At 71.2% G+C, this 11,108-nt stretch carries 10 protein-coding genes; 6 read left to right on the plus strand and 4 right to left on the minus strand.

Annotated features, from left to right (window positions below; all coding sequences use genetic code 11):
• Window positions 1–8: 8 nt before the first annotated feature.
• Both GKO32_RS21185 and GKO32_RS21190 read left to right on the plus strand, forming a co-directional pair.
• Entirely contained in the window at window positions 9–602 is a 594-nt protein-coding gene (locus tag GKO32_RS21185) for a TetR/AcrR family transcriptional regulator (RefSeq protein ID WP_208024480.1), read from the plus strand.
• A 333-nt stretch (window positions 603–935) separates the two neighbouring features.
• Window positions 936–1,709 (plus strand): pentapeptide repeat-containing protein, encoded by a 774-nt coding sequence (locus GKO32_RS21190; RefSeq protein WP_312868277.1) that lies wholly within the window; start codon window positions 936–938, stop codon window positions 1,707–1,709.
• Here the strand turns inward: GKO32_RS21190 and polX are convergent.
• The 4 genes from polX to GKO32_RS21210 form a co-directional block, all read right to left on the minus strand.
• The gene (gene polX, locus GKO32_RS21195; protein ID WP_154758617.1) at window positions 1,660–3,393 is read right to left on the minus strand and encodes a DNA polymerase/3'-5' exonuclease PolX; all 1,734 of its coding nucleotides are present in this window, start codon (window positions 3,391–3,393) and stop codon (window positions 1,660–1,662) included. The two genes, GKO32_RS21190 and polX, sit on opposite strands and share 50 nt — an antisense overlap.
• Window positions 3,394–3,403: 10 nt before the next feature.
• Window positions 3,404–4,534, minus strand: a complete 1,131-nt coding sequence (locus GKO32_RS21200) for a glycosyltransferase (RefSeq protein WP_154758618.1) — start codon at window positions 4,532–4,534, stop codon at window positions 3,404–3,406.
• Window positions 4,531–5,472: a DMT family transporter gene (locus GKO32_RS21205; protein WP_154758619.1), complete on the minus strand. Its 942-nt coding sequence runs from the start codon at window positions 5,470–5,472 to the stop codon at window positions 4,531–4,533. Before GKO32_RS21205 ends, GKO32_RS21200 begins: the two co-directional genes overlap by 4 nt.
• Before the next feature lie 62 nt (window positions 5,473–5,534).
• Window positions 5,535–5,966 (minus strand): hypothetical protein, encoded by a 432-nt coding sequence (locus GKO32_RS21210; protein ID WP_246244228.1) that lies wholly within the window; start codon window positions 5,964–5,966, stop codon window positions 5,535–5,537.
• Between the two features lie 118 nt (window positions 5,967–6,084).
• On the opposite strand from GKO32_RS21210, the gene GKO32_RS39210 reads away from it, so the two are divergent.
• Genes GKO32_RS39210 through GKO32_RS21225 form a run of 4 tightly spaced genes read left to right on the plus strand, consistent with a single transcriptional unit; the run spans window position 6,085 to window position 11,047 of the window.
• Window positions 6,085–8,655: an ABC transporter permease gene (locus GKO32_RS39210; RefSeq protein ID WP_246244229.1), complete on the plus strand. Its 2,571-nt coding sequence runs from the start codon at window positions 6,085–6,087 to the stop codon at window positions 8,653–8,655.
• Window positions 8,648–9,319 (plus strand): ATP-binding cassette domain-containing protein, encoded by a 672-nt coding sequence (locus GKO32_RS39215; protein ID WP_312868278.1) that lies wholly within the window; start codon window positions 8,648–8,650, stop codon window positions 9,317–9,319. The genes GKO32_RS39210 and GKO32_RS39215 overlap by 8 nt, the downstream gene beginning before the upstream one ends.
• Window positions 9,316–9,957 (plus strand): ABC transporter ATP-binding protein, encoded by a 642-nt coding sequence (locus tag GKO32_RS21220; RefSeq protein ID WP_154758621.1) that lies wholly within the window; start codon window positions 9,316–9,318, stop codon window positions 9,955–9,957. Before GKO32_RS39215 ends, GKO32_RS21220 begins: the two co-directional genes overlap by 4 nt.
• 22 nt (window positions 9,958–9,979) lie before the next feature.
• A complete protein-coding gene (locus tag GKO32_RS21225; RefSeq protein WP_154758622.1) occupies window positions 9,980–11,047 on the plus strand; it encodes a GDSL-type esterase/lipase family protein in 1,068 nt (355 codons plus the stop codon).
• The last annotated feature ends 61 nt before the right edge of the window (window positions 11,048–11,108 follow it).

Consider the following 11,108-nt stretch of genomic DNA (forward strand, 5'->3'; position numbering starts at 1 on the left):
ATCACAACGTGGCCCGATCCGGGGACTTCGTCGACGTTCGAGTCCAGCGGTCCAAGGCGGCGGTGCTCGCCCAGACGTACGAGTTGCTGTCGGCGGGGGGCATCGGCGGTGTCAGTATCGACGAGGTGTCGCGACGCTCGGGCGTGTCCAAGACCACGATCTACCGGCACTGGCCGTCACGGGCCGCGCTGCTGGTCGAGGCGTGCTCGACGATCGGGTCGGCGCCTCCGGTTCCCGACACGGGCAGCTTCGGCGGGGATCTCGTTGCCTTGACCGAGGAGTTGGCCGAGCAGCTGCGGAGCGCCCGCTGGGCGGCGGTCTTGCCCTCCATCGTGGACGCCGCCGAGCGCGAGCCCGAGTTGGCCGGGCTCCATGCGGATCTGCATGCCCGGTTGATGGCTCCGTTCGGTGTGGTGACCGAACGCGCGCGAGCTCGCGGCGAGCTCGCCGCGGATCGTGGGCCGGCCGACGTCACCGCTGCCGTGGCCGGCCCGCTGTTTTACCGTCGCTGGTTCTCCCACGAGCCCCTTGACGCCGCGTTCGTCGCGCGTGTGGTCGAGGACGCCCTCGGCCATCTCGGCGTCCAGGCCCGTTCGACCTGACGGGCGGGCGCCGATGTCACCAGCTGCTGCGCAACGGCGTCGACATCGTCATCGTCGCCAACCTCGTGGGACACGCCACGTTGGACACAACACGCTCTTACGCACCCGGTCCTCGAAACCGACCGAGCCCGCGTCGTCGAGCACGCGCTGAGCAATGGCGAGCTGTCCAGCCGTCCCCGTGCCCTGCGCGCCGTGGCTTTGAGCACCGCGATCACCCTGCTGGTGTTCCTGACCACGGCCACCCGCCGCCACCCCACGGCGGTGTCCGCGGCGGGGTGACAATGGAGCGTGTCGCTGACCGCTGACTGTTCCTCATGTGCCGGGTTGTGTTGCGTGGCCTTGCCGTTCGCGGCGTCCGCGGATTTCGCCGCCGACAAGCCCGCGGGTACGCCATGCCCGAACCTGCGGGAGGACTTCCGGTGCGGAATCCATGCCCGGCTACGGGAAAGCGGGTTCGCCGGCTGCACGGTGTTCGACTGTTTCGGCGCCGGGCAACAGGTTTCGCAGGTCACGTTCGGTGGCCGGGATTGGCGTGGGGATCCGGAAACGGCGCGGCGGATGTTCGCGGTGTTCCCGGTCATGCGGGCACTGCACGAACTGCTGCGCTACCTCAGCGACGCGATGACTTTCCCGGCGGCGCACCCGATCCGCGCGCAGCTGCGGCGGGCGTTCGACGACGTGGAAACCCTGACCGGGCAAGGCCCGGACGAACTGCTCGCGGTGGATGTCGAGGCGCGGCGGCGTGAGGTGAACGTGCTGCTGCTGCGGGCGAGTGAGCTGGCGCGGGCACGGGTCCCTGGCCGCAAGCACAACCATCGCGGCGCCGATCTCATCGGGGCGAAGCTGCGGGGTGCCGATCTGCGCGGGGCATCGCTGCGGGGCGCCTACCTGACCGGCGCGGATCTGCGGGATGCGGACCTGCGTGCGGCGGACGTGATCGGCGCCGACTTCCGGGGCGCGGATCTGCGCGGGGCCGATCTCACGGGCAGCCTTTTCCTGACCCAGCCTCAGCTTTCCGCGGCGAACGGGGACGCCGCGACGCGGGTGACCGCTCCGCTCACGCGTCCCGCACATTGGGCTTGCGCAGGAACTTCTGGAGCCGGGTGAGCGGCCAGGTGTTGATCACGTCGTCCGCGGTGAGCCAGCCGCGTTGCGCGGTGCCGACGCCGTAACGGATCTGCGCCAGATCGCGAATGGAGTGCGCGTCGCTGTCGATGGCGAACTTCACCCCGTACCGCTTGGCGTGCAGGATGTGTTCGTCGCGCACGTCCAGGCGGTCCGGGAACGAGTTGACCTCGAGCGCGGTGCCGGTGCGGGCGCAGGCGCGGAACACCTCGTCGAAGTCGGCGTCGATCGGGGCGCGGTGCCCGATCTGGCGGCCGGTGAGGTGGCCGAGGATGTTGACGTGCGGGTTCTCGCAGGCCCGGACCAGGCGGCGGGTGGTGTCGGCGCGGGACTGGGTGAACGCCGAGTGCACCGACGCGACACAGAGATTGAAGCCGGCGAGGAACTCGGCGGGCCAGTCGACGTCGCCGTCCGGGTCGATGTTGAGTTCGGTGCCGTGCAGCAGCCGCATACCGCGGTAGGCGCGGTCGAGTTCGCGGACCCGCTCCCGCTGGGCGAGCATCTTCTCGTCGGTCATGCGCTGCATCACCAAATTGGGTGCGTGGTCGGTGATCGCGTAGTAGCGGTAGCCGCGTGCGGCGGCGGCCTCCAGCATCTCCTCCAGCGACGCGATGCCGTCGGTGAGGTCGGTGTGCGTGTGCAGGTCACCCCGCAAGTCCTTCTCCCCCACCAGATCGGGCAGTTCACCGCGCAGCGCGGCCTCGATCTCGCCGCGGTCCTCACGCAGCGGCGGCGGGATCCACGGCAGCCCGAGTCGTTCGTAGACGTCCTCCTCGGTGCGGGACACGACGAGGTCCCCGGTTTCGACGTCGAACAGGCCGTACTCGGACAGTTTCAGCTTGGCGTGCACGGCGATCTCGCGGGTGCGGATGTTGTGTGCCTGCGAGCCGGTGAAGTACTGCAGTGCCGCGCCCCAGGAGTCCGGCGGCACGACCCGCAGATCGACCTGCAGTCCCCTGGTGGTGCGGATCGACGTTTTCTTCTCCCCGCTCGCGATGACCTCGGTGACCAGGTCCAGCTCGCGGAAGGCGGCCATGAGCGGCGCGGAATCCGTTGCAGCGGCGAGGATGTCGACGTCCCCGATCGTCTCGCGGAACCGGCGCAGCGAACCCGCGTGCGTACAGCGTTCGCAACCGTCCACTGTGGACAGGCGGGCGACGATCTCCTCGGCCAGCTCCATTGCGACGTCGATCAGCACACGTCCGCCGGACGAGCGCAGCAGATCGACGCCGTGCAGGATGTTCTCCGCGGTCTTGGGCCCGAATCCCTTCAGGTCGTTGAGGCGTTCCTGGCCGATGGCGTCGACGAGCTGCTCGATCGAGGAGATGCCCAGTTCCTCATACAGCAGCATCGCCTTCTTCGGGCCCAGCGTCGGGATCTCGGTCAGGGCGCGTACTCCGGCGGGGATGCGGGCGCGGGCCTGTTCGATGACGGCGACCTGGCCGTGCTCGAGGTACTCGGCGATCTTGCCGGCGATCGAGCGCCCGACACCAGGGATGGCCTGAAGTTGCTTGAGATCGAGCGTCGCGAGGTCCTGGTGGTGCCCGGCGACCGCGCGGGCCGCCTTCTCGTAGGCCCGTGCCTTGAACGCGTCGCCGCCGGTGATCGCGAGGAGGTCGGCGTACTCCCGCAGGAGCGCCTCGACCTCCTCGTTCACCCTGGGCATGGTGTCCAGCCTAGGCAGTCGGCGCGGCCGCCGGGGTGATTCCGGCGAGTGCCCGCAGCCCGTCCTCGAGCGCGCCGGTGCTGTCGCAGTGCCGGGTCGCCGCCTCAGCCATCGCCTTCCACCGCTCGGGTTTCGCGATGAGTTCACGCACCGCGTCGCCGAGTTCGCCGTCGGTGTCGCACACGATCGCGAGCCCCGCTTCGGCCATCAGTTCGGCGTTGGCGCGGCCGTGCGCAGCGATCGGGCGGTGCATCAGGACCGGGCGGCCGCAGGCGAGGGCTTCCAGGCCGGTGGCGCCACCGGCGTTGGTGACCACGACGTCCGACGCGATCGTGTAGGCGGCCATCTGGTCGGTCCAGCCGAGTAGCCGCAGGCGCGGTTCGGCCTCGGCGAGCGGCCGAAGCCGCCGTTGCAGCGGCTCGTTGCGCCCGCACACCACCACCGGGACGACGTCGGGATGCGAGCTCAGAAGCTCTTTCGCGGCGTCCTCGACGTCCCCGAAGCCGAGCGAGCCACAGGACACGAGCGCGATGAACGCGTCCACCGGGAGGCCGAGGTGCCGGCGTGCGCTGACCCGGTCACCGGGCCGGAACGTGGCGCGCACCGGCGGCGCCGACACGGCCACTTTGGCTTCGGGCACGCATTTCAGCGCGGGCGGCACGGCCTGCTCGTGCATGACGAGGTTGAGGTCCAGGTTGCCGTAGACCCAGAACGGGTGCGGCGCGAAGTCCGACACCCACGCCCCGGTGGGGGCGTCGAGCCGGTGGTGGCGGCGCATCCAGTCCAACCCGGCCGAACCGAGCGGGTAGGTCGACAGCACCAGATCCGGCTCCAGCTCACGGATCTTGCGGGCCAGCAGCCGCCCGCACCACGCACCGACGAACCGTTTCGACGCGGCGGCGAACCAGCGGTAGCGCCACAGTGACCGGTAGAAGAACTCGTACAGCCACGGCGTGCGCTGCACGTTGGACACGTAGATCCAGCGGAACAGCGGGCCGACCCCGGCGCCCATCACGTCGAGCGTGTCGAGCCAGTCCACGGTGGCCCCGGGCCACAGCCGCTTGACCGCGTCGTCGAGCGCGCGTCCGGTCGCGTTGTGTCCCTCGCCCATGGCCGCCGAGACGACCAGCACCTTCTTCATACGGTCCCTTCCGAAGTTTCCGGAGCCGTGCGCGGCACCCCGGAGTCCAGCCCGGCCTGGGCGCGGGCGAGGTGTTCCGCTCGGCTGGCCAGCAGCATGATGCCCACCAGGATCACCGCGCCGGCCACCGCCTCCCCGGCCAGCGCCCACGTCGTGGTGTTCGCCGTCTCCCCCATCCACCACACCCCGATCCCGACCCCGACGAGCGGGTCGAGCGCGGTGATCACCGCGAGGGCCGGGGTGAGGAACTGTCCCTGCTGGAAGGTGTTCTGGCTGAGCAGGAACCCCAGCGGGCCGATGATGCACACCAGGTACAGCGTCCAGTTCTGGAACGGCTCGGCGAGACCTTCGCGGGCCTCCCCGGCGACGGCTTTCATCAGCCCGGCGGTCACGCCGTAGAGGATCCCGGTCGCCACGGCCAGGCCCAGCACCCGCACCGAGCCGTGGAACAGTACGGCCACCACGAGCGCCACGACGGTGACCGTGGCCAGGGCGAACGCCAGCGGGAGTGGTTTGGTGGTGCCGGAGAACCCGACGGAGTCACCGCTGGGGCGGGCGACGACGAGGAACGCGGCCAGCCCGGCAATGCAGATGAAGGACCCGGCGACCATGACGCGGTCGAGCGGGCGGCGTTCCAGGCGTGAGTAGATCACGTTCGCGAACACCAGAGAGGTGATCAGCAGCGGTTGCACCACCAGCAGCGGGGCGAACGCGAGCGCGACCAGTTGCAGCGCGAGCCCGGCGCCGGTGGCGACCATCCCGATCAGCCACAGCGGCCGGTGCGCGAGCCCGCGCAGCAGCCCGGGATCGAGGATCCGGCTGACCTCGACCTCCTTGGTCGCGCGTGCCTGCGCGGCGCTGGCCAGTCCCATGCAGGCCGCGCCGACGACCGCCGCGGGGACGGCCAACAGCAGCGAGGTGCCGCTCGCCGACACCATGCACCCTCCCTGTGGGGGGTCAGTCAAGTGGCTGTGAAGTTCGCTGCCGACCTTACAGAATTTCAGCCGTGGCACACGCCGGAAACGCGGGCGAGGAGTTGCTCGCCGCGGTCGAGGCAGTCGGCGCAGATCACCGAATCCCCGGGCACCCGGCGCATGCGGGGCAGCGGCTGGGCGTGACGCAACCAGGGACGGCGTTCGTCACGGTCGCAGAACTCGCACGGGATACCGGGAGCGGTCACCAGCCGCGCCAGGTTGAGCCCACCGAGGAGCCGTTCCTTGCCGTCACGGCACAGGTCCCGTCCGGCATCGAGGCACTCGCGGCAGATCGGCCCCACTGGTCCCGGCGCGCGATACCGTCCCTTGGCGCCGGGCCGGTCGCAGAACCGGCACAATGCGGTCCGCGCGTTGACCAGATTCTCGGCGTTTTCCTTGTCCTGCGCGGTTTTGACAGCCTCGGTGACGCCGATGATCTCGATGGTGTCCGCGGACATGTCCCGTGTCCTTTCCCCTTCGCCTCACACTCCCTTTGCTTGCTTCCCCCTGACCGCGCCCGCGCAAACACCCGAAAAGTCACCGTCGGGCAACGACTTCCCGGTAGCGTCCGTGCTCATGCGACGGTCGTGGGGGATTTCCTTGCCGTGGGCGCGGGCACCGCGGGCCGCGCTGTCGAGCAAACTCACCATGCTCGTCGCGGCGATGACCGCGTTGCTGTCGTGTTTTCTCGCGACCGCCGCCGTGCTGATCGCGTTCGCCGCCGGTGGTGCCGCGACGGACTACCAGGCCGCGGCAGCCTGTCCCGACACCTACGGTCCGGTGTTCTCGCGCGCGAGTTTCCCCGCGGACAAGGCATCCGCGGTGCTCGACACCGTGCGGCGCCAGGCCACCGCGCACGGGTTCACGCAGCCGGTCGCGGCGATGTACACCGGGATCGCGTTCGCCGACATCGGCCCGGCGCCGCGGCGCAAGTTCACCATCGGCTACCGCGACGGCGGGCTGGACCAGTTGCGGCAAGTGGTGCGCGGCAGCGGGCCGGGCCTGTGGGTGGGTGACGACCTGACCCGGTTCGCCCCGGTGCGGCCCGGTGACCCGGTGGCGGGCGGGCTGCTGCCACCGGTCGCCGGGGTGTACCACGCGCTGTCCGTGCCGCCGCCGCGCTGGTGGTGCTCGCAGCAGAACAACGCGACCGTCTACCCCTACGCCAACGACCCGCTCAACACGATCGCGTTCGCCAGTGATCAGCAGACCTTCGCCGATGCGGTGCGCACGCTTCACTTGCCGGCACTGGCGAACTTCACGATCTCGTTCTATCTGGACCCGCCACGCACCACGCAGCAGGCACGCGCCGATCTGGACCGCTCGCGCGAGCTGATCGCGGGCGTGGAAGCGGAGCTGGACCGGCAGGGCCTCGGCGGCAGCATCGCCGCGCAAACCCCGTTCGAGCGTTCGGCACAGCTGGCCGGGCAGGCACAGTCCAACGTGCTCGTGTCGATCCTGCCGCTGGCCGCCATCAGCGTGCTGGTGGGGTGCGGCGGGATCGCCGTCGTCGCATTGCAGTGGTATCAGCGGCGGCGACCGCAGATCCGGCTGCTCGCCGCGCGGGGCGCCGGTCCCCCGGCGCTCGGTGGTCTCGCCGTCGCCGAACTGGGATTACCGGTGCTGGGCGGAGGTGTCCTGGGGCTGGTCGGCGCCCGGTTGTCGTTGCCGCTGTACGCGCCTCCCGGTGAGGTGGCGCCGGGCCCGCAGCTGGCCGCGGCGGGTATCGCGGCCGGCGTGCTGGTGGTGTCGTTGCTCCTGCTCGTCGTGGTGACCGCGGTGCGCGCGCATCGGGAATTCCAGGTGGGCAGGCTGCCGCGGCGGCGCGGGCGGCTGCTCGTGTTGGTCCCATGGGAACTGGTCACCGCGGCGCTGGCCGTCCTCGGCTGGACGCGGCTGGCCGGCTACGGCGCGTCGTCCCGGGTGGGCACGCCGCTACCGCAGATCAACTCGCTCGCGCTGACCTATCCGGTGTTCGTGGTGCTGACCGCAGGCCTGGCCGGGGCGCGGGTGGTGTGGCTGCTGCTGCGGGCCTCGCACCGGGTGCGGTGGTGGTCGAAACCGGCGCTGCAGCTGGCGATCCGGCGCCTGGCCGGTGCCCGCGCCCCGGTCACCGGGGTGCTCGTGATCGGTGTACTCGCCATCGGGACACTGGCCGCGGGCAACGGGATCGCCGCCGGGCAGCGCACCGCGCTCGACACCAAGACCGGCATCCTCGTCGGTGCCGCGAGCCGCGTCGACGTCGAAACCCCGGTCGGGCTGGGCAGCACGCCGCTGCCCGCGCCGATCGCCGGCACCGGCACGATCATCGGGCGAACCAGCGGCACCGGCAGCGTCCTGCTCGTGGTGGACCCGGCGACCTTCACCCGTGACGCCTACCTCGGGTCGCTGCGCCAGCAGGTCACGAAACTTTTGCCACGCCTGGACAAGCCGGTCCCCGGCGGGCTGCCGGCGCTGCGGATCGGCCACCCGCCGTCGGTGGCCCTGCCGGGTGGGCTGCCGGCGGCGCTGCCGGTCGCCGACGTGCCGTCGTTCCCGGTGCTGGGCAACAGTCCCGGCTACGTCGTGTCGCGGACCGCGCTCACCCCGGCGCAGCTCGCCACGATCCCGCAGTGGAGCCTCCTGTCCACCGCGCCGCTGGACCAGGTGTCGGCGGCGATGTCGGCGGCCCGCCTCGGGCAGGTCAACCGGGTGAGCCAGGATGGCGCCCTGGACGCGCTGCCGTTCTACGTCGTGGAGTGGACGTTCTCGTTCGTCAGCCTGCTGGGCGGGGTGCTCGCCACGGTCGCGATACTGGCCCTGCTGGTCGCCGTCGAGGTGCGGCGGCGCCAGAACGCGCTCGCCGGTGCGCTCGTGTTGCGCATGGGCATGGGGGTGCGTTCCTTGTTCGGCAGTCATCTCATCGAACTCGGCGCGCTCGCGGGCCTGGCGGCCGTCGCCGGGGTGGCGTGCGGGCTCACCGTCGCCGGCCTGGCGGTGCCGCGGTTCGATCCGGTGCGCTGGCTCGCGCCGCGTTCGGCGTTGCCGGACCAGACGACGTTCGTGCTCGCCGTGGCCGCCACCGGGATCGTCGTGGTGCTACTGGCCGGCTGGCTCGCGGTGCGATCGGTGCGCACCGCCCAGACCGCGGAGCTGCTGCGTGGCTGAGGTGAGCTACGAACTCGACCGGATCGGCGTGGACTACCCCACCCCGGCCGGCCTCGTCACCGGCCTGCACGAGGTGAGCATCGCCGTGCCCGGCTCCGGGATCACCGTGTTCGCCGGACCGTCGGGCTCGGGAAAGTCGACGCTGCTGCGGGTGCTCGGCCTGTTCGAGCGGCCGGCCCGCGGCACGATGCGGTTCCAGGGAACCGAAACCGGCACCCTCACCCACCGGGGGCGGCGGGCGCTGCGCCGTGACCGGCTCGGGCTGGTATTCCAGAACCCGCCGGAAAACCTGCTGGACTACCTGACGGTCGCGGACAATCTGCATGCCGCGGCCCAGTCCGCGCGCCGTCGCTGCGAACCGGGCGACATCCTCGGCCGGCTCGGGCTCGGCGGCACCGGCTCGTGGCCCATCGCGGCACTGTCCGGCGGGCAGCAGCAGCGGCTGGCGTTCGGGTGCGCGCTCGCGCGAGGTTCGTCGGTGATCCTCGCCGACGAACCGACCTCGCAACTCGACGAGGCGTCCGCGGACCTCGTCCTGGACACCCTGCGTTCCCTCGCCGAGCAGGGTTTCGCCGTCCTGGTCGCGTCGCACGACGAGCGGCTCATCGCGCTCGGCACCCGGGTCGCGTGGCTGCGCGACGGAAAGCTGGAGGCATTCGGATGACCGCCGTGTCCGCGTCCGCGCTGCGGCGCCGCTTCCACCACCCCAGCGGTGACGTCGAAATCCTGCGCGGGCTCGACCTGTCCGTCGACGCCGGGGAGATCGTCACCGTCGCCGGGCGTTCCGGCTCGGGCAAGAGCGCACTTTTGGCCCTGCTGGGCGGGTTCGACTCCCCCGACTCGGGGCGGGTTCTGCTGGCCGGGGAACCGGTCGACGGCGCCCCGCCGTGGCACCTGTGCGCGGTGCTGCCGCAGGCGCTCGGGCTCGCCGGTGAACTGACCGTCGCGGAGAACGTGGCGTTGCCGCTGCGGTTGCGGCCCGGCACCGACGTCGTCGAGGAACGGGTCACCGCCCTGCTGGAAGAGCTCGGCATCGCGGACCTGGCCGACCGCTACCCGGCGGAGGTGTCCTTCGGGCAGCGGCAACGGGCCGCGCTCGCGCGTGCGGTCAGCGGCCGCCCGAAGGTGCTGCTGACCGACGAACCCACCGCGCATCTCGACGCCGCGAGCACCCCGGCGGTGTTGCGGCTGCTGCGCCGGTGCGCCGGTGAGGGCGCCGCGGTCGTCATCGCCACCCACGACGACGCGGTGCACGCCATCGCCGACCGCCGGGTGCGGTTGACCGGCGGGGTGCTGGCTTGATCACCTCGTAGACTCGACGGTGATGCGACGGTATCGGTGGTGGATCGGTGGGGGCGTCATCCTGTTCGTCGCGATCCTCACCGCGGTGTTCGTGTTCTCCGGCCCCGGCAACGTGCCGACCCCGAAACGGCAGGGGCCGCCCGGCACCGGTCCGCTGACGATCGTGACGCTGGGCGACAGCACCCTGTCCGGCGAAGGCGCGGGCAACTACACGCCCGAAACCAACGGCACGGGCGGCGACTGGTGCCACCGCTCCCCCAACGCCGCGGTGTTCTCGACCGCCGTCCCCGGGATCACCGCCAAGATCAACCTCGCGTGTTCCGGGGCGAACGCGGCGCAGGTCGGGCTCGGTGACGCGAAGCAGTGGACCGAACCGTCGCAGGCCGCGCAGCTGGCGAACCTGGTGAAGGACCACCGGGTCGCGGTCGTGGTGCTCGCGGTCGGCGCGAACGACGACCCGCATTTCTCCGACCTGGTCAACCAGTGCTTCCAGGCGTGGTTCCGGACCGGCAGCGCGCCGTGCAACTCCTCGATCAGCGCCACCTGGCAGGACCGGATCACCGCAATGGTGCCGAAGGTGACCTCCGCGGTGGCCGACGTCAAAACGGTGCTCGCGCGGGCGGGCTACGAACCCGGGGACTACCAGCTGGTGCTGCAGTCCTACGCGTCCCCGATCGGCCCGGACGTGCCGGTGGACCTACAGAACCTCAACGGCTGTCCATTTCGGACAGATGATCTGCGCTGGATGCGGGACTACGGTGTGCCGCAGCTGTCCGCGGGCATCGCACGCGCGGCCGCACAGACCGGCGCCCGGTTCCTGGACCTCTCGCGCGCGGGCCGCGGACACGAGGCGTGCAGCGGCGGGCCCAACCCGGGCACGGAATGGTTCAGCCGGCTCACCCTGCGGCTCAACGACCTGACCGACGCCAACCGGGCAGGCCACGCGCTGCAGGAATCGTTCCACCCCAACGCGAACGGCCACGCCCAACTCGGCCGCTGCCTCACCGAGTTCCTCACCACGGCCCTTCCCTCAGCCGCCTGCCTCGCCGGCACCGACGGCAACCTCCACGCGTCAGCCACCGTCAGCTAGGTCCGCTCACGCAGGGCCGGCTTTTGCTGCACGGCGGCGGTTCTTGTGGTGGGGGTGGGGC

It is taken from the genome of Amycolatopsis pithecellobii, from assembly GCF_009707865.1.
In the GTDB taxonomy this organism is placed as follows: Bacteria; Actinomycetota; Actinomycetes; order Mycobacteriales; family Pseudonocardiaceae; genus Amycolatopsis_E; species Amycolatopsis_E pithecellobii.

Excerpts from the sequence above, each read along its gene's own strand:
- polX (WP_154758617.1), bottom strand. The coding sequence starts at position 3,393 with ATGCCCAGGGTGAACGAGGAGGTCGAGGCGCTCCTGCGGGAGTACGCC.
- GKO32_RS21200 (WP_154758618.1), bottom strand. The coding sequence starts at position 4,534 with ATGAAGAAGGTGCTGGTCGTCTCGGCGGCCATGGGCGAGGGACACAAC.
- GKO32_RS21205 (WP_154758619.1), bottom strand. The coding sequence starts at position 5,472 with ATGGTGTCGGCGAGCGGCACCTCGCTGCTGTTGGCCGTCCCCGCGGCG.
- GKO32_RS21210 (WP_246244228.1), bottom strand. The coding sequence starts at position 5,966 with ATGTCCGCGGACACCATCGAGATCATCGGCGTCACCGAGGCTGTCAAA.
- GKO32_RS39210 (WP_246244229.1), top strand. The coding sequence starts at position 6,085 with ATGCGACGGTCGTGGGGGATTTCCTTGCCGTGGGCGCGGGCACCGCGG.
- GKO32_RS21220 (WP_154758621.1), top strand. The coding sequence starts at position 9,316 with ATGACCGCCGTGTCCGCGTCCGCGCTGCGGCGCCGCTTCCACCACCCC.
- GKO32_RS21225 (WP_154758622.1), top strand. The coding sequence starts at position 9,980 with ATGCGACGGTATCGGTGGTGGATCGGTGGGGGCGTCATCCTGTTCGTC.